Here is a 16,815-nt window from a genome sequence, read left to right on the forward strand (position 1 = left end):
GGCGGTAATGCCTTGATGCATTGCGGGAAAGCATCCCGTCCAGGGAACTGCCGTGCCTTGATCAGTGAATGCACAAATATGATAATAGCAATTATTATTATCTGATAGATGAAATTGCCCATGCGCTCCTACCTTCGCCCCCTCGCTACGGCCATCCTCTTCGCCTGCAGCGATCTGAGCCTTGCCCACCCCGTCATGGCCGAGGCGGATCCCGCCGCCGACGGCAATGGGCCCATCCCCAACATCAACGCCCTTTCCGCGCAGTATTTACCGGCCTACAGCCGCATCGTCGATGGCCTGTCCTGGGCGGGCCACGTCGATTCGGAAATCTTTTCCAATTATTCGGGGGGCGTTCGGCGCGGCAGCGAACCCAACCTCGTCGGCCAGTTCGGTTTAGAATACGACACCCGGAAGGCAGGGCTTTGGCGAGGCGGGAAACTCACCTTCTCGGTCATGGGCATCTACAGCGGCGGGGTGCAGCCCGACTACAGCGGCGACCTCCAGACGGCCAGCAACATCTGGGCGCCGTCGGCGCTGCGCATCTACGACGCCGCCTACCGGCAAAGATTCACCCATTGGCTCAACGCCCGCATCGGCATCACCGACATCAATTATTACTTCGATGTCACCGGCAATGCCCTGCAACTGGTCAATTCCTCCTTCGGGATCAATCCCACCCTGACCGCCAATGTCCCGGGCACCGCCACCTTCCCCTACTCCGGCCTGGGGGCCATGATCGGCGCTCACGGCGCCGTATGGAGCGGCAAGGCGGGGGTTTTCCAAGGCGACCCGCAACATCGCGGATCCGCCTTTGAGCGAGGCTACATGGCCCTCTGGGAGGGCGGCATACACTGGGGCGAGAAGGGTGACGACGATCTCGATAACGATGCCGATGATTACGGCAAATATGTCTTGAAAGTCGGGGTCTGGCGCTACGAACAGCCGCACCCGGACCTCCCCGGCCTCTCCCCCTCCACCGCGGGCGTCTATGCCGTGGCGGAGGGCAATTGGGAACTCTCCGGGGGCCGCGACCTGGGCGCCTTCGTGCAGATGGGCGGCGCTCCCCAGGACTTCAACCCCGTCCCCTGGTACCTGGGCCTGGGCCTGCGCCTGGGCCATCCCTTCCCGGGCCGCCCCGACGACAGCCTCTCCGTGGGCATGGCCCGGGCCTGGCTGCGCAGCAGCGCCGTGGCCGCGGGCTTGGGGGTGGCAGCGGGCGCGGTACATGCCGCCGAAACCGCCTATGAGATCACCTATGCCGCCAAACTCGGCCCCCATCTCACCCTGCAGCCGGATATCCAGTACATCACCCATCCCGGCGGCATTGAACCCAATGCCACGGTGGGCATCCTGCGTCTGCACATCGAATTCTTTTGAATCTGACGATCATGCGCTACGGCATACTTAGGCGCCATGAAGCGCAGGATCTGGCGGAGACGGCAGGATCATTGTTTCCCATGAAAACGACCGTTGGCATCCACTAACTCGCCGGCGCCACCTCTTCATTCCACAAAACACGGGCGTCGAGCAAGAAGCCATAAGTGGCCTGCAGGGCCGCCAACCGTGCCTCCAAGGCCGCCACCGCCGCCACCCCCGCCTGGCGGCGCGCCAGCAGGAGCCGCTGCAAGTCCGCCTCTCCCAGGGCATAGGCGCGCTGCATCATCTGCGCTTGGCCGGCCATGGCGGCCGCAGCCCGCTGCGCGGCCAAAAAAGCGGCGTGGTTTCCCTCCAGCGCAGCTATCTGACCGGCCACCTGGGCCCTCAGCATCTGCCGCCCTGCGGCCAGGCGATCTTCCGCCACCCGCAGCAGCGCCTGGGTGCGCGCCTGCTCCTGGCCACGCCGGGGGCCGGGGATGGGCATGGTGATCATGCCACCCCAAATCCTTTCGTCACCACCGCGTTCGGAGGCCACAAAGACGGCCAGGGTTGGATCCGGCCAGCGTTCCGCCCGCGCCCGCGCCGCCGTCGCCCGCGCCCTGGCCACCGCCCTTTCCAGCACCTGCAGGCGCGGGTTGTCCGTCAACACCGCCCGACGCAAGTCCCCTAGCGCGCCTGTGGGAGGCTGGGGATCACCGAGGGGCGGCGGCGATTGCGTCCCCACGGCGGGAAAGCGTCCATTCAGGACCGCCAAGGCCATGTCTTTACGGGTCCGCGCTTCCGCAACGCTGCGCATGACCTCCTCCATGTCGGCCTCGGCCGCCTGCACATCCATGGGCGCCGCATCCCCCGCCTGGAGCCGTTTCTGCACCGCCGCCAGGTTCTCCCCGGCCAGACGCTGCTGCTCCACCAGCAGGCGCTCCCGCTCCACGCTACCCAGCCAGTCCAGCCAGCTTCCCAGCAACTCGTGGGCCAGACTTAGGCGCGCCTCGGCAAGACCGGCGCGGGCCACGCCCTCCCCCGCGGCACCGATCTGCCGATCCAGCGCCGCCTTGCCCGGCAGGCGCACAGGGCGTTGCAGGGTCGTCCACCATTCGCCGTAATCGCCCATGCCGCGGACCCAGCGGGATTGCCCCTGGACCTGCACGGAAAACTCGTAAGGGCCGCTGGCCAATTCCTCCGCCTCGTAGCGTGCCACCCCCTGCTGGTCCCGCGCCGCCGCCCATAGGGGGCTCTGCGTCAAGGCCTGCTGCACCTGTTCCGCCGCCGGCAGGTCCGGAGGGGAAAAGGCCACCGCCGGGGCCTCTGGCGGGGCAGCCAGCAGCAGCAACAGCACGGCAAGCATGCGCTTTCTCATATTTCCCCCGCTGCAGGCAATGCCTGTATCCAGTAGTGCAAACCCGCCCCCGCAAAGCGCGCGCGCAGCCGGCCCAGAATCTCCTGGCCCACCGCTGCACTGAGGAGGGCCTGCACCTGCACCCGCCGCGCCCGCCCCAGCACCTGTTCCCGATCGTCCAGGCGATCCAGCCCCACGCCATGGGCAAACAAGGCGGTGCTGGTAAAGCGCTGCACGCCCTCCGTCAGCAGTAAAATGTCCAATACTTCCTCTCCCAGGGACTCCGGAAGCAGGAGCGTCAACAAACAAGGTTCCTCAGACATGGAGACTCTCCCCTTTGCCAAAGGCAAAGCGCTGATACAGGATGGGCAGAATGAGCAAGGTGAGGCTGGTCGCCGTGAGCAGACCGCCGATGACGACAATGGCCAGGGGCCGCTGGATCTCCGCCCCGGGGCCTGCGGCAAAGAGCAGCGGAATGAGGCCAAAGGCGGTAATGGAAGCGGTCATCAGCACCGGCCGCAGACGCCGTCGCGCACCCTGCCGGACCACTTCGGCAAGGGCTAGTCCCTGTGCATGCAACTGATTGAAATAACTGACCATAACCACTCCATTGAGGACCGCTATGCCCAACAGGGCGATGAAGCCCACCGAGGCGGGCACCGAGAGATATTCGCCCGTCAGCCACAGCGCAAAAATCCCGCCCACCAGCGCAAAGGGAATATTGCTCATGATGAGCAGCGCCTGGCGCAGCGAGCGGAAGGTGAGGTAGAGGAGAAAGAAAATGATCCCCAGCGCCACCGGCACCACCACCGCGAGGCGTTTTGCCGCGCGCTGCTGGTTTTCGAACTGCCCGCCGAAGGTCAGGCGATAGCCGGTGGGCAAAGGCACCTGCTGCGCGATCCGCTGTTTGGCCTCGTCCACAAAGCCCACCAGATCCCGGCCTTTCACCTGGGTCATGACCACCCGGTAGCGGCTGCCCATCTCCCGCTCCACCTTCACCGGTCCGTCGGCCCGCCGCAAATGGGCGACCGCGGCCAGGGCGATGGCCTGTCCGTCGGGCAGGACCAGGCGCAGACGGGAAAAATCCGCCGGGGAGGCGCGCAAGTCCTCGGGCCCCCGGACCTGCAAGGGCGTGCGCCGCACCCCCTCCATCACCACCCCCGCCACGCGGCCCTGCACGTAAGCGCGCAGGGCGTCCTCGATGGCGTCGCCGGACAGGCCGAAGCGACCCGCCGCCAGGCGGTCAATGACCACCTCCTCGTATTGCACCCCCTCATTGCGGGCCGTATAGACATCCTTGGCCCCGGAAATGCCTTTCAACACCGTTTCCACCTGTCCGGAAAGCCGCTCCAGGGTGGTCAGGTCCGGCCCGAAGATTTTTACCGCCACATCCCCCCGCACCCCCGAAAGCATCTCCGCGACACGCATCTCGATGGGTTGGGTAAAGCTGAACTGCACGCCGGGGAACTCCCCCAGGACCTTGCGCAGGGCGTCCATGAGCGCCGCCTTGTCGCGCATCCGCCAGCGCTCCCGGGGCCGCAAGACCAGAAAGGTATCCGTCTCGTTGAGGCCCATGGGATCCAGGCCGATCTCGTCGGCGCCGGTGCGCGCCACGATGCGCTCCACCTCCGGCACCTGCGCCAGGATCGCCCGCTGGATGCGCAGATTGAGCGTTTCATTGGCGGCCAGGCTGATGGAAGGCAGGGTCTCCAGGCCAATGACCACCGTCCCCTCGTCCATCTGCGGCATGAAGCTCTTGCCCACCTGGGCATACGCAAAGACCGCCGCCAGCAGGAGCAACATCGCCGGAAACACCACCCATGCGGGTCGGCCCAGGGCAGCATTCAGCAGACGCTGATACAGGGCATCCACATGACGCAACAACCAGGGATCTTCATGTTTCACTTTTTTCAGCAGATACGCGCTGAGCACGGGAATGGCCGTGAGCGACAGCAGCAGGGAGGCCGCCAGGGCAAAGATGATGGTCAGCGCCACCGGGATGAAGAGCTTGCCCTCCAGGCCCTGCAGGGTCAGCAAGGGCAAAAAGACGGTAATGATGATGAGCACGCCGACGCTGATGGGGGTCGCCACCTCGCGCACCGCCCGATAGATGAGGTGCAGACGCGGCAGCCTGCCCGCATAGGGATCGTGGGCCAGATGCTGGACGATATTCTCCACCACCACCACTGCGGCATCCACGAGCATGCCGATGGCAATGGCCAGCCCGCCCAGGCTCATGAGATTGGCCGAGAGCCCGAAATACTGCATGAGCAAAAAGGTCATCAAGGCGGCCAGCGGCAGGATCAGAGCGGCGCTCAGGGCCGCCCGCAGGTTCCCCAGGAAAACGAGCAACAGGAGGAGTACCAGCACCACCGCTTCGCTCAGGGCCTTGCTCACCGTATGCACAGCCTTGTTGACCAGATCCGCCCGATTGTAGAAGGCCCGGATCCGCACGCCCTTGGGCAGGGTCGGCCGCAGTTCCGCCAGACGGGCCTCCACGCCCTCCACCACCTGGCGGGCGTTGGCCCCGCGCAGACCCAGCACCAGACCCTCCACCGTCTCGCCGCGGCCGTTCTCCGTGACCGCCCCCAGGCGCGTGATGGCGCCGATGCGTAGTTTGGCAATGTCCCCCACCCGCACCGGCACACCCTCGCGATTGGCCACCACGATCGCGGCCAGATCGGCGAGGTCGCGGACGCGCCCCTCCGCCCGCACCAGCAGGACCTCGCCGCCTTCCTCCAGGCGGCCGGCGCCATCGTTGCGGTTGTTGATGGCCAGGGCCGTCATCAGCGCGTCCATGGAAATCCCCGTCGCCGCCATGCGGGTCAGATCGGGCACCACCTCAAAACTTTTCAGTTCACCGCCGAGGACATTCACGTCCGCCACCCCCGGCACCGTGCGCAGGGCCGGGCGAATCACCCAGTCGAGGAGGCTGCGCCGCTCCATGAGGGAAAGCCCACCCCCCTCCACGGTGAACATGAACATCTCCCCCAGGGGGGTGGTGATGGGCGCCAGCCCACCCGTCGTCCCCGCCGGCAGGCTGCCGAGAATGCCCGAGAGGCGCTCGGCCACCTGCTGCCGCGCCCAGTAGATGTCCGTGCCCTCGGCAAAGTCCACGGTGATGTCCGCCAGCCCGTATTTGCTTACGGAGCGCAGCATGCTTTGCCGCGGCAGGCCCAGCATCTCCGTCTCGATGGGCTGGGTAATGCGGTTCTCCACCTCCTCCGGCGTCAGCCCCGGCGCCTTCAGGATCAACTTGACCTGGGTGGTGGAGACATCGGGATAGGCGTCAATGGGCAGGTTTTGGAAGGCCCGCCAGCCCGTCGCCACCAGGACCAGCAAGGCCAGGAGGATCAGCAAACGCTGGGCGAGGGCGAATTGAATCAGACGGGAGAGCATCATTTACCCCCGCGACTTTCTTGCCAGGCGCCCTTCAGCGCCACCACGCCGGCCACCGCCACCTGATCGCCGGCGCGCAGATCCCCTTGCACGCGCACCTCCTGAGCGGAAGCGGCGATAATGTGTACCGGCCGCACGGCAAAACCCTGGGCGTTGCGGACAAAGACATAGGCCGCGCTGCCCTCCCGTATCACCGCGGCCAGGGGCAGGTTCCAGCCCTTCTGCTCCGCCCCGGGCAAGGCTACCTGGACAAAGGCGCCCGGACGCAGGGGCGCATCCGCGGGCAGCTCCGCCGTCACCAGCACCGACTGGCTGGCCATGTTCCCCTGGGGCGCCATCCGCAGGATGCGCGCCTTGAGGGCCTGGCCCTGCACCGTTACCTCCGCCCCCGGCTGCCAGTGGGCGGAAACCTCCAGGGGAACCTCGATGCCCAGCCACAGACGACGGAGATCCGCCAGACGCAGCAGGGGATCGGCGGGGGCCACCCGCTGACCGATCCGGGCCTCCAGCGCCAGCACTACCCCCGTCCGGGTAGCGCGCAGGGTGACGCCATCCTGCAATCGCCCAGTGCGCTCCACTTCCCGCAGTTCAGCCCTGCCGATCCCTGCCAGGCGCAAGGCCGATGCGGTCTGGACCAGGGCCGCAGCGGCCTCCTCCCGGGCGGCACGCGCCTCCGCCACCCGCCGCGCCGGGATGATCCCTTCGCCGAAGAGCGCCACTTCCCGCCGCGCTGTTTCGTCGGCCAGTCGGGCGCGGCTGGCCGCCTGCAGGTATTGCATCTGCATCTGCCCCAAGTCCGGGCTCTGCAGCCGCAACAACGGCGCACCGGCCCGCACCCGCTGTCCGCTCTGCACCAGGACCTGCGTCACCAGACCCGTTACCGGTGCCGTCAACACCAGTTCCTGCTGGGGCGGTACCAGCACCTGGGCAGGATAGCTCACCGCCAAGGCCTGCGCCCCCTCCTGCAAGGCCATCAACCGCACCCCGAGGGCCTGCACCTGCCCGGCTTGCAGTGCGATTTCCTGCCCTTTGGCCTGCACCCCGGCCTGAGCTGCACCGAGCCAAAAGCTCGCGCATCCCCATAAAACACCGCCCAAAACCCGCAAAAGCCTTGCCGCCATGGCGCTCTCTCCATAACCAAACATTCCCGGCACCGCCCTGGGGCAATGCCATTACATCCACCGGCAAAAGGAAGGTTAGGGGAAGGCTGGCGGGGCGCGCGTAAGGATAGGACCGTTACGCCAAAAATCCGGGAGGGGGACGCTGGAGGGAAGGATAGGCGCTGGCCGATCCCTGGCCAGGAGCTTCAGGATCAGCAGAAAGAGGAACACGCCGGCCAGCAGCGCCGAAGGAGCGGCGCGCTCCTTGACAAAGCTGCCAATGGCGAGGGTATCGACCCCATGGAAACCGCCATCCCCGAACCAGGCCTGCATGTCCGTAGCCGGCGGAAGGACAGGGGCGGGATCGGCATCCCCCACGGCATTGCCGTCAGCCATGGGGAGCTCATCGGAAGCGTTTTCATAGAAATGCAGATGCAGACCGCTGCCCGCCGGGGTAAACCCCGTATGGGCATGCACGAAAGGCGCCACCGCCTGCAGGAAAACCAGCAGGACCAATAGACAGCGCAACATCAGCGGCACAATCCGTTGCATCACCTTACGCGACCCTCATCAACTTCGCTGGATCATAACCCGATAAAGTGGATCATAGCTATCTTTATAATGATTATAGACCCATGGGAGCATGCCTCCGCCCCCTGGCAAAAAGCATTATTCCCCCTTGGCGCCCTTGCGCGCCCCATGTACGCTATGGCGATGGAAAAAGCCTTTCAGCGCGTCGTCCTTGTGGGCAAATATCGCGACCCTTCCGTCCTGCCGGGGTTGCGGCGCTTGCGCGCCCTCCTCGCCAGCCTGGGCGTCGCCACCATCATCGAGTGTCAGAGCGCGGCCCAGCTCGAAAGCGACATGGAGTTGCCCCAGGGGGCCTTCGACGCCCTCTCGCCCGACGGTGACCTCATCATCGCCCTGGGTGGTGACGGCACCATTCTCGGCACCGCCCGCCAGGCTGCGGGCAGCGGCGTGCCCATCCTCGGGGTCAATCAGGGGCGGCTGGGCTTTCTTGCCGACATCTCCATCCACGACATCGAAAAGACCTTGCCGCCCATCCTCGCCGGCCATTACCAAAATGATGCGCGCAGCGTCCTCCAGGCCCAGCTCTGGCGTGGGGGGCAGTGTCTCCAGAACGGTATCGCCATCAACGAAGTCCTGGTGCACAAGGGCTGCTGCGAGACCATGATCGAACTGCAGGTCCACATTGACGGCCAGTTCATCTATACCCAACGCGCCGACGGGCTCATTGTGGCCACCCCCACCGGCTCCACCGCCTATGCCCTGTCCGCCGGCGGGCCCATCGTCAGCCCCCGGCTCCCGGCCATGGTCCTGGTGCCCATCTGCCCCCACACCCTCAACGCCCGGCCCCTGACCATCGCCGACCAGGTAAGCGTGCAGATCGAGCTCATCGCCGGCCGGCAGCCCGCCGCCCTGAGCCTCGACAGCCATGACACCTTTTCCCTGCAACTGGGCGACACGATCCGGATCCGCCGCAGCACCTGCGATGCGGTCTTCATTCACCCCGAAGACGAGGATTTTTATCAAATCCTGCGGCGCAAACTCCACTGGGCCGCGCTCCCCGGCGAGGATTGAATGCTGCTTTCCCTGCACATCCGCGATTTCACCCTCATCGATCAGCTCAGTGTCGAGTTTGGCCATGGTCTCACCGTATTGACCGGTGAAACCGGAGCCGGGAAATCCATTCTCGTCGACGCCATCGCCCTCCTGCTGGGCGACAAGGGCAGTACCGACCTGATTCGCCACGGGGCCGAACAGGCCGACCTCAGCGCCGAGCTGCTCCTCTCCGAAGACCACCCGGCCCGCGCGTGGTTGGCGGAACATGAACTGGATGCGGATGATGCCTGCCTGTTGCGCCGCATCCTCCAGCGCAACGGCCGCAGCCGCGCCTTCATCAACGGCCAGGTCGTTACCACCGGCCTCCTCCGCGAACTGGGCGAACTCCTCGTGGATATCCTCGGCCAGCACGCCCATCAGAGCCTGCTGCGCCCCGAACGCCAGCTCTTCCTCCTCGACCGTTTTGCCCAGCTTGCCCGCCCCCGCCAGGAAATCGCCCAGGCCTACCAGGAGTGGCGGAGCAGCGTGCAACATTGGGATGCGTTGCAGGCGGCCAAGACCCGCCGGGGCGAAGAGGAAGACTGGCTGCGCTTTCAATTCAACGAACTGGAAGACGCCGATCTGCAGCGGGGGGAATGGGAATCCCTGCGCCGGGAACAGGCCCTCCTGGGTGCCGTCGAGCAACTGCAGCAGCACGTCAACACCGCCCTGGAAGCCCTTTATGACGCCGACGGCGCCGCGGTCGCCCAACTCGCCGGCGCCCAGCGGGAACTGGCCAATGCCAGCCAACGGGATCAGCGCCTGGCGCCTGCCGAAGAACTGGTCGGCAGCGCCTTGATCCAGGTGGAAGAAGCCGCCGCCGCCCTGCGTCACTATGTCGACGGCCTCCAGGCCGACCCCCTGCGCCTTGAAGCCGTCGCCAACCGCCTCGTGCTCCTCCAAGGGCTGCAACGCAAACACCATTGCGACGCCGATGCCCTCCTGGAGCGCCGCGACACCCTGCGCGCCGAACTCGCCCTCCTCAGCGCGGCCGGCACCGAACTGGACGCCGCCGCCGCCGCCGTCCAGTCCCGCGCAGCCGCCTATCGCCGGCAGGCCGAGGCCCTGAGCGCGGCCCGGCAAGCCCACAGCACTGCTCTGGCCGAGGCCATCGCCGCCCAGGTCCGACAGCTCGGCATGGCCCACGCCCAGGTGGAACTGCGCCTGGAGAGCACCCCGGCGGAGGGAGGGCACTGGCGGGAAACGGGCTGGGACAGCGCCGAGATCTGGATCGCCGCCAATCCCGGGCATCCTCCCCAGCCGCTGGCCAGGGTAGCCTCCGGGGGCGAGCTCTCGCGCATCGGCCTCGCCCTGCAGGTCATCCTCTCCAGCCCCGAACGCATCGACACCCTGATCTTCGACGAAGTGGACGTGGGCATCGGCGGCGCCGTCGCCGAGACCGTGGGCCGCCTGCTCCGCCAGCTCGGCGGCCGCCAGCAGGTTCTCTGCGTTACCCATCTCCCCCAGGTCGCCGCCCAGGGACACCAGCACCTGCAGGTGGAAAAGGAAGTGCGCGGCGACGCCACCTACAGCCGCGTGCGCCCCCTCAGCGCGACCGAGCGCCTGACGGAAATCGCCCGGATGCTGGGCGGAGTGACCATCACTGACCAGGTCAGGAACGCCGCCGCGGAAATGCTCGCCCGCGCCGAAGCCATGCCCTAGGTGCCCAGGCGCAGTCTTGGCCGCGCGGTCGCCTGAACTCCCCAACGCGCGCCCCGCCAGGCCGCCAGGGAAACCACCTGGGCACCGATCTGCGCCTGCCAGTCCCGCAGGGAAAGATCCTCCCCGCCCCGCTCCCCGGCAAAAATCCGGGTCTGGGCCGGGAGTTGCGCCAGGGTGCCCCAAGCCCCCGCATCTCCCCGCCACTGCGCCCGCCCACGTCCGTCGAAACCCAGAGCGAAGCCGGCAAGAAAATGACCAGGCCAGTAAAAACCCATGCGGGGCGGCGCAGCATGGGTCTGCACCGCCTGGAGTTTCTGCCGCCCCACCGGAATCGAGGTCCTGGCGCTCGGGTCCGTGACGCCCGCAAATGGTGCAACGACGCCCGCTTCCGGGGCCAAGAGGCATAGGCGCTCGGCCGCCGTGGCCAAGGCGACATGATGGCGGGTATGCAGGATATGGCGGATCTGCGCCGCCGGATCCCGTGCCAGCACCCAGTCCAGATCCGCTTCCACATCTTCCGGAAAGGTATCCACCAAAGCGCAGTCGTGGCTTTCGGGATCCCAGAGAATATACCGACAGCGCGTCACCTCCGGGGAAGACCGTTGTTCAATATGCATGGCAGGCACTCCTTGGTAACATCAGTATTTACCAATTTTCTAATGCAATGACCATGCCAATGGCCATTAAACCGATTTATCGCTTTAACTATCATCCACTTTCATTTTTATCGGCGGGGCGCTCAACTCCTTTATCCAGCCGGTGCCGAGGCATTTCCTGTAGCCGATTTCCCGCAGCCCTTCCCCCTTGTGCCCTGGCAATCCATGGTACGGTGGGCACACCTACTGTGGCCAAATCCCTACACTATGCCCCGGCCCGGCTAGCGCATACACTATAAAAAAGGAGCGGATCATGGCGGTGGAAGTCCTCAGCATGGAAGAAAACCCGGCGACCGATCGCGCCCATGGGCCATCATCCCGCGCGGTGTCCATCCCCCGGCGCGTGCTGCTGGTATCCGGGCTGATTCTCCTCTTGGTCGGAGGGGTCGTGTTTTATGCCGTACGCGCCGTACATACCCTGGGCGAGAGCACGCAAACCCTGCTGCGCGTGGGTTTACCCCTCCAGGAACAACTCCTGCGCATGGAAGATACCCAGCGCCAGGCGGAATTTTTCCTCGGCATTGCCAGCGTCCTCCCCCATGCGGGCTATGAAAGGGCCTTTCAGGCCATGGTGAACCAGGAACAGGCGGAGGTGATCAGCCTCCAGCAGCGCGCGGCCCATCACCCCGAACTGGGCGCGGCCCTGGCCGTCCTCCAGCAAAACCTCGCCGCCTACGCCAACGCCGCCACCATGGACCCCGTCCTCCGGAGTCAGCGCAAGGAGTCCCTGCAGGCCAGCTTCCAGGCCGTCAAGACGGCCATCAGCGCCCTCCTGGCGCGCCAAGGCCAACAGGCCGCCCGGGCACGCGACCAGGCCATCGACCTCCTGTACGGGCTCATCTTTGCCACCGCCTGCCTGGGCATTTTCATCCCCTGGCGCGTCGCCGCCGCCCTCACCCGCCCCCTCAAGGCCTTTCGCCGGGCCCTGGAAGAAATCGGCGCCGGGCGCCTGACCACCGTCGCGGACGAAGGTCCTGCCGAGCTGCGCGAACTGGCCCGCGGCATCGAAAACATGCAGGCCCGCCTGCAGGAGGAGGAACGGCTGCGCCACGAATTCCTCAGCCAGGTCTCCCACGAGCTCAAGACACCCCTGGCCTCGGCCCGCTCCGGGAGCGAATTGCTGCTCAGCGAACGCCTTGGTCCCCTCCAGCCCCGCCAGCGCGAGGTACTGGAGATCATCGCCCGTCAGGTGCAGGAACTCTACGCCGCCATCCAGGAAATGCTCGACATGCACGCCCTGCAAGCACGCACCCTCGACTTCGCCCCCCAGGAGGTGCCCGTACCCGCCGCCTTGGCCGAACTCTGCCAGCGGCTCCTCCCCCTGACCCAGAAGAAGGGCCAGTACCTCCAGTGCCAAAGCGCCGAGGGCCTCAGCGTCTTCGCCGATCCCCAAAGGCTCCGCCAGATCCTCAGCAATCTCGTCAGCAATGCCCATAAATACAGCCCCGCCGGCGGCAAGATCCGCGTTACCGCCGAAGGGCGGGAGGGAGGCGTCGAGTTTCGCGTCGAAGACGATGGACCCGGCATCCCCCCGGCGCTGCTGGAGCGCGTTTTCGACCGCTTCTTCCAGGTACCCGTAGGCTCCGGCCTCCCCCGCGGCACCGGCCTGGGACTGGCCATCACCCGCGAGCTGGTGACTGCCCAGGGGGGCTGGATCAAGCTCGGCAATCGCCCTGCAGGGGGGCTCTGCGCGGAGATCTGGCTCCCTTCCCCCACTGCCGCAGGCAGCGCATGAATCCGCACCGCTGGCTGGCCCTGGGCTTGGGCGCCTTCCTGCTCTCCGCCTGCGCCCCTTTCGTCTCCCCATCGCGATCCACGCCCGCCGGCAGCCGTAGCGCCCTCCTCGGCGGCCTGCAAAGCTGCGGATCCGCCACCGGCGCAAGCTGCGCGAAAGTGCATCTTGCCTTGGCGGAGGGTTACCTGCGCGCCGACCCCATCACCCCAACCGGCCTCGACAGCGCCGCCAGTGAACTGGCCCTGGCCGCGCAAAATCCCCAGGTCGCCCGGGAGACGGCGCCGCTCTACCGCAGTGTGCAGGGTTGGCGCGACGCCCTGCGCAAGGGGCGCGAAGCCGAAGCGCAGCTCGACGCCGCCAGGACGCAGCTCCGCGACACCCAAGCCCGGCTCAACGCCGCCGATGCGCGCCTCGCCGGTCTGGAGAGCCTCCTCCGCCACAAGGCCCAGGACACCCTCCAACAATTGCAGCCGCGGCAGCCATGACGCTTCCCTCCCGCTCCATTCTCATCCTCGACGATGATCCCGACTTCCTTCGCCTCCTCGGCCTCTGGCTGGAGAGCGAAGGCCATGACGTCTTCGCCAGTTCGGACCCCGTAACCGGGGTGGCGCGCCTGCGCAGCCGGATTCCCGACCTGATCATCTCGGACCTGCGTATGCCGGTCATTGACGGCATGGGCATCCTCGAAGAGGCCCAGCGCCTCGATCCCGACCTCCCCGTCATCCTCCTCACCGCCCACGGCAGCATTCCCAACGCCGTCGAGGCCATGCGCGGCAACGCCTTCGGCTATCTCAGCAAGCCCTTCAGCAGCGAAGAACTGCAGGATCTGGTCAAGTCCGCCCTCTCCCAGCGCCAGGCCAGCCAGGAAACCCGCACCCTGCGAGCCACCCTGCGGGCGCAGGCGGGCCAACTGGTACTCCACCGCAGCCCCGCCATGGCCGCCCTGGTGGATGAACTGGCACGCATTGCCGGCTCCTCGGCCAGCGTTTTCCTCTCCGGCGAAAGCGGCGCGGGCAAGGAACGCATCGCCCGCGCCATCCACGCCGCCAGCCCCCGTGCGGAACGCCCTTTTGTCGCCGTCAATTGCGGCGCCATTCCCGCCGAACTTGCCGAAAGCGAGCTTTTCGGCCACGTCAAAGGCTCCTTCACCGGCGCCGCCCACGACGCCCCCGGCCTGATCCGCAGCGCCGACGGCGGCACCCTCTTTCTCGATGAAATTGCCGACCTACCCCTGGCCCTGCAGGTCAAGCTCCTGCGCGTCCTCCAGGAAGGCACCCTGCGTCCCGTCGGCGCCAGCCGCGAGATCAGCGTCGATGTGCGCGTCATCAGCGCCACCCACCAGGACATCCACGCCCTCACCGCCAGCGGCGAGTTCCGCGAAGACCTCTACTACCGGCTGCATGTCATTCCCCTGCGCGTCCCCAGCCTGTGCGAACGCCCCGAAGACATTCCCCTGCTGGCGCAGCATTTCCTCGACCGCGAAAGCGGCCGATTGGGCCGCGAGATCCAGGGCTTCAGTCCCGAGGCCCTCGACAAGCTCGTCCAGCGCCCCTGGCCCGGCAATGTCCGCGAACTGGAAAACGCCATCACCTACGCCGCCGCCGTCACCGAAAGGGGCTGGGTAGCCGCCGAGGCCATCCCCGACGCGGGTCGTCAGGGGGGACAAAGCGCCCTGCCCCCCCTCCAGGATGCCAAGACGGCCTTCGAGCGCGCTTACCTGGAAAACCTCCTGCGCGCCACCGACGGCAATATTTCCCGCGCCGCCCGCATCGCCGGCCGCCACCGCACCGACCTCTACAAGCTCATGCGCAAACACGGCCTAGCCCCGCAACTGTTCAAGGGCAACGACAGTGAAAGCGACTGAAAGCCAGGATGCCCGTCAGCCGCCCGGTGCCGATGCCGCCATCGGCACCATCGTCGAGGTGCGCGGGCCGGTGGTGGATATCGCCTGCCTCCGCCTGCCGCCGCTCCACGAAGCTCTCTGCGCCCGCAACAATCAGCAAACCTTCCTCTTTGAGGTCCATCAGCATCTGGACAGCGCCCATGTGCGGGCCATCACCTTGCACAGCACCTCGGGCCTGCGCCGGGGCATGACGGTCTACGACACCGGCGCGCCCCTGCAGGTGCCGGTCTCGCCGGAATGCCTCGGGCGCTTGCTGGATGTCTTCGGTGCCCCCCTCGACGGCGGCGCACCGCTTCCCGCCGGCGAGTATCGGAATATCCTGGCGGCGCCGCCCTCCCTGCCCGACACCATGGCGCCCAGCGATGTGCTCGAAACCGGCATCAAGGTGATCGATCTGCTCTGCCCTTTCGTCCGCGGCGGCAAAACCGGCCTGTTCGGGGGGGCGGGTCTGGGCAAGACCGTGCTCATCATGGAATTCATGCACGCCATGGTCACCCTGCATCAAGGGGTGTCGGTGTTTGCCGGGGTGGGCGAGCGCATCCGTGAAGGGCACGAGCTCTGGCACATGATGGAGGCGGCCGGGGTCATGCCCCATACCCTGATGATCTTCGGCCAGATGGACGAGTCCCCCGGCGTGCGCTTTCGCGTGGGCCACACCGCCCTCACCTATGCCGAATTCCTCCGCGACCAGTTGCACAAGGAGGTGCTGTTCCTGATGGACAATGCCTTCCGTTTCGTGCAGGCGGGCAGCGAAATCTCCGGGCTCCTCGGGCGCATGCCCGCCACCGTCGGCTACCAGCCGACCCTCATGACCGAGGTGGCGGCCTTACAGGAGCGCATCCTCTCCACCCGCGCCGGCGCGGTGATGGCGGTGGAGGCGATCTACGTCCCGGCCGATGACATGAGCGACCCGGCGGTTACCGCGATCATCGCCCACCTCGATACCACCGTCATTCTTTCCCGCGCCCAGGCCGGCAAAGGCATTTACCCCGCCGTGGATCCGGTACAGTCCACCAGCCAGTTGATGGACCGCCATTTCCTCGGCGACCGCCATTACGCCGTCGCCGAGGCGGTGCGCGAACATCTGGCCCGCTATCAGGAACTGGAGGACATCATCACCATGCTGGGCATCGAGGAACTTTCGGAGCAAGACCGTCGCATCGTGCTGCGGGCGCGCAAACTGCAGCGTTACCTCACCCAGCCCTTTCACGTGATCGCCGAACAGACCGCCATCCCCGGCGTGTCGGTGCCCCTCGCCGCCACCCTGACCGACTGCGAGGCCTTCCTGCGCGGCGATTATGATGACACGCCCGAAGACCGCTGTTACCTGCGCGGCAGCATGCAGGAGGGGCCGTGAGCACTTTTACCCTGCACTTGCAAAGCGCCACCGGGCACGAGGAGCTGGCAGGCGTGACCAGTTTCCTCGGTGAGGATGCCTCGGGCAGCTTCGGCATCCTTGCCCGCCATGCTCGCTTCATGACCGCCCTCAGCTTCGGGCTGGCCCGCTTTCGCCAGGCCGATGCACCCTGGCAATATCTGGCAATGCCCGGAGCGCTGCTCTATTTCTTCGACAATGGGCTATATATCTATACGCGGCGCTATTTGCGCGATTCCGACCATCATCGCATCCGGCAAGCCCTGGAAGAACGGATCGCAGCGGAAGAAAAGGCGCTCCAGGAGGTCAAGACCGCCCTGCACCACATGGAGGAGGAGATGCTTCACCGGCTCTGGCGCTTGCAGGAAGGAGAAAAAGGGGGACCATGGACATCTCCAAGAGGCTGAAGCAAAGCATCGATCGCCAAGTCCGGCGCCTGGACAAGCCGCGCCGCAGCCTCTTTGCGCAAACCGTCTATCTCGGCACCCTGGGCCTGGTCATGGTGCTGCCGGTGGTTGCCGGCGCCTATCTCGGGCTGTGGCTCGACAGCCTGGCGGGAGGTTATTCCATGCGCTGGACCCTCAGTCTGATCGTCCTCGGCGTCGTGATCGGGGCCGTAAACGTATATCTTTTGATCAAGGACTGAAGC

At 66.3% G+C, this 16,815-nt stretch carries 15 protein-coding genes; 9 read left to right on the forward strand and 6 right to left on the reverse strand.

Annotated features, from left to right (window positions below; genetic code table 11):
• Nucleotides 1-120 precede the first annotated feature (120 nt).
• A complete protein-coding gene (locus ACP5MM_RS01070) occupies nucleotides 121-1,377 on the forward strand; it encodes a carbohydrate porin (RefSeq protein WP_427930696.1) in 1,257 nt (418 codons plus the stop codon).
• Between the two features lie 103 nt (nucleotides 1,378-1,480).
• On the opposite strand, the gene ACP5MM_RS01075 is transcribed toward ACP5MM_RS01070, so the two are convergent.
• From ACP5MM_RS01075 to ACP5MM_RS01095, 5 genes are all read right to left on the reverse strand, one after another.
• Nucleotides 1,481-2,734, reverse strand: a complete 1,254-nt coding sequence (locus ACP5MM_RS01075; RefSeq protein ID WP_427930695.1) for a TolC family protein — start codon at nucleotides 2,732-2,734, stop codon at nucleotides 1,481-1,483.
• Nucleotides 2,731-3,036 carry a DUF3240 family protein gene (locus tag ACP5MM_RS01080; protein ID WP_427930694.1) on the reverse strand — a complete coding sequence of 102 codons (306 nt, stop codon included), beginning with the start codon at nucleotides 3,034-3,036 and terminating at the stop codon, nucleotides 2,731-2,733. The genes ACP5MM_RS01075 and ACP5MM_RS01080 overlap by 4 nt, the downstream gene beginning before the upstream one ends.
• Entirely contained in the window at nucleotides 3,029-6,115 is a 3,087-nt protein-coding gene (locus ACP5MM_RS01085; RefSeq protein ID WP_427930693.1) for an efflux RND transporter permease subunit, read from the reverse strand. The genes ACP5MM_RS01080 and ACP5MM_RS01085 overlap by 8 nt, the downstream gene beginning before the upstream one ends.
• On the reverse strand, nucleotides 6,112-7,233 hold the full coding sequence (locus ACP5MM_RS01090) for an efflux RND transporter periplasmic adaptor subunit (RefSeq protein ID WP_427933967.1): 1,122 nt from the start codon (nucleotides 7,231-7,233) through the stop codon (nucleotides 6,112-6,114). Before ACP5MM_RS01090 ends, ACP5MM_RS01085 begins: the two co-directional genes overlap by 4 nt.
• Nucleotides 7,234-7,308: 75 nt before the next feature.
• Nucleotides 7,309-7,767: a hypothetical protein gene (locus tag ACP5MM_RS01095; protein ID WP_427930690.1), complete on the reverse strand. Its 459-nt coding sequence runs from the start codon at nucleotides 7,765-7,767 to the stop codon at nucleotides 7,309-7,311.
• A 153-nt stretch (nucleotides 7,768-7,920) separates the two neighbouring features.
• Here ACP5MM_RS01095 and ACP5MM_RS01100 point away from each other — a divergent pair, with 153 nt between their 5' ends.
• Nucleotides 7,921-8,814, forward strand: a complete 894-nt coding sequence (locus ACP5MM_RS01100; RefSeq protein WP_427930689.1) for an NAD(+)/NADH kinase — start codon at nucleotides 7,921-7,923, stop codon at nucleotides 8,812-8,814.
• Nucleotides 8,815-10,497 (forward strand): DNA repair protein RecN, encoded by a 1,683-nt coding sequence (gene recN, locus ACP5MM_RS01105; protein WP_427930688.1) that lies wholly within the window; start codon nucleotides 8,815-8,817, stop codon nucleotides 10,495-10,497.
• Here the strand turns inward: recN and ACP5MM_RS01110 are convergent.
• Nucleotides 10,494-11,114 carry a hypothetical protein gene (locus ACP5MM_RS01110; protein WP_427930687.1) on the reverse strand — a complete coding sequence of 207 codons (621 nt, stop codon included), beginning with the start codon at nucleotides 11,112-11,114 and terminating at the stop codon, nucleotides 10,494-10,496. The genes recN and ACP5MM_RS01110 overlap by 4 nt on opposite strands.
• A 292-nt stretch (nucleotides 11,115-11,406) precedes the next feature.
• On the opposite strand from ACP5MM_RS01110, the gene ACP5MM_RS01115 reads away from it, so the two are divergent.
• The 6 genes from ACP5MM_RS01115 to ACP5MM_RS01140 are packed head-to-tail and all read left to right on the forward strand — an operon-like array spanning nucleotide 11,407 to nucleotide 16,812.
• Nucleotides 11,407-12,888 carry a HAMP domain-containing sensor histidine kinase gene (locus ACP5MM_RS01115; protein WP_427930686.1) on the forward strand — a complete coding sequence of 494 codons (1,482 nt, stop codon included), beginning with the start codon at nucleotides 11,407-11,409 and terminating at the stop codon, nucleotides 12,886-12,888.
• A complete protein-coding gene (locus ACP5MM_RS01120; protein ID WP_427933968.1) occupies nucleotides 12,885-13,373 on the forward strand; it encodes a hypothetical protein in 489 nt (162 codons plus the stop codon). Before ACP5MM_RS01115 ends, ACP5MM_RS01120 begins: the two co-directional genes overlap by 4 nt.
• The gene (locus ACP5MM_RS01125) at nucleotides 13,370-14,752 is read left to right on the forward strand and encodes a sigma-54-dependent transcriptional regulator (protein ID WP_427930684.1); all 1,383 of its coding nucleotides are present in this window, start codon (nucleotides 13,370-13,372) and stop codon (nucleotides 14,750-14,752) included. Before ACP5MM_RS01120 ends, ACP5MM_RS01125 begins: the two co-directional genes overlap by 4 nt.
• Nucleotides 14,739-16,148 carry a F0F1 ATP synthase subunit beta gene (gene atpD, locus ACP5MM_RS01130; protein ID WP_427933969.1) on the forward strand — a complete coding sequence of 470 codons (1,410 nt, stop codon included), beginning with the start codon at nucleotides 14,739-14,741 and terminating at the stop codon, nucleotides 16,146-16,148. The genes ACP5MM_RS01125 and atpD overlap by 14 nt, the downstream gene beginning before the upstream one ends.
• Nucleotides 16,145-16,573, forward strand: coding sequence for a F0F1 ATP synthase subunit epsilon (locus ACP5MM_RS01135; RefSeq protein ID WP_427930682.1), 429 nt, complete (start codon nucleotides 16,145-16,147; stop codon nucleotides 16,571-16,573). The genes atpD and ACP5MM_RS01135 overlap by 4 nt, the downstream gene beginning before the upstream one ends.
• Nucleotides 16,552-16,812, forward strand: a complete 261-nt coding sequence (locus tag ACP5MM_RS01140) for an AtpZ/AtpI family protein (protein ID WP_427930681.1) — start codon at nucleotides 16,552-16,554, stop codon at nucleotides 16,810-16,812. Before ACP5MM_RS01135 ends, ACP5MM_RS01140 begins: the two co-directional genes overlap by 22 nt.
• Nucleotides 16,813-16,815: the final 3 nt, after the last annotated feature.

Source organism: Acidithiobacillus sp., assembly GCF_049965315.1.
Lineage (GTDB): Bacteria > Pseudomonadota > Gammaproteobacteria > Acidithiobacillales > Acidithiobacillaceae > Acidithiobacillus_B.

Excerpts from the sequence above, each read along its gene's own strand:
- ACP5MM_RS01100 (WP_427930689.1), top strand. The coding sequence starts at position 7,921 with ATGGCGATGGAAAAAGCCTTTCAGCGCGTCGTCCTTGTGGGCAAATAT.
- ACP5MM_RS01070 (WP_427930696.1), top strand. The coding sequence starts at position 121 with ATGCGCTCCTACCTTCGCCCCCTCGCTACGGCCATCCTCTTCGCCTGC.
- ACP5MM_RS01090 (WP_427933967.1), bottom strand. The coding sequence starts at position 7,233 with ATGGCGGCAAGGCTTTTGCGGGTTTTGGGCGGTGTTTTATGGGGATGC.
- ACP5MM_RS01075 (WP_427930695.1), bottom strand. The coding sequence starts at position 2,734 with ATGAGAAAGCGCATGCTTGCCGTGCTGTTGCTGCTGCTGGCTGCCCCG.
- ACP5MM_RS01110 (WP_427930687.1), bottom strand. The coding sequence starts at position 11,114 with ATGCATATTGAACAACGGTCTTCCCCGGAGGTGACGCGCTGTCGGTAT.
- ACP5MM_RS01085 (WP_427930693.1), bottom strand. The coding sequence starts at position 6,115 with ATGATGCTCTCCCGTCTGATTCAATTCGCCCTCGCCCAGCGTTTGCTG.
- ACP5MM_RS01125 (WP_427930684.1), top strand. The coding sequence starts at position 13,370 with ATGACGCTTCCCTCCCGCTCCATTCTCATCCTCGACGATGATCCCGAC.
- ACP5MM_RS01120 (WP_427933968.1), top strand. The coding sequence starts at position 12,885 with ATGAATCCGCACCGCTGGCTGGCCCTGGGCTTGGGCGCCTTCCTGCTC.
- ACP5MM_RS01080 (WP_427930694.1), bottom strand. The coding sequence starts at position 3,036 with ATGTCTGAGGAACCTTGTTTGTTGACGCTCCTGCTTCCGGAGTCCCTG.
- ACP5MM_RS01115 (WP_427930686.1), top strand. The coding sequence starts at position 11,407 with ATGGCGGTGGAAGTCCTCAGCATGGAAGAAAACCCGGCGACCGATCGC.
- recN (WP_427930688.1), top strand. The coding sequence starts at position 8,815 with ATGCTGCTTTCCCTGCACATCCGCGATTTCACCCTCATCGATCAGCTC.
- ACP5MM_RS01140 (WP_427930681.1), top strand. The coding sequence starts at position 16,552 with ATGGACATCTCCAAGAGGCTGAAGCAAAGCATCGATCGCCAAGTCCGG.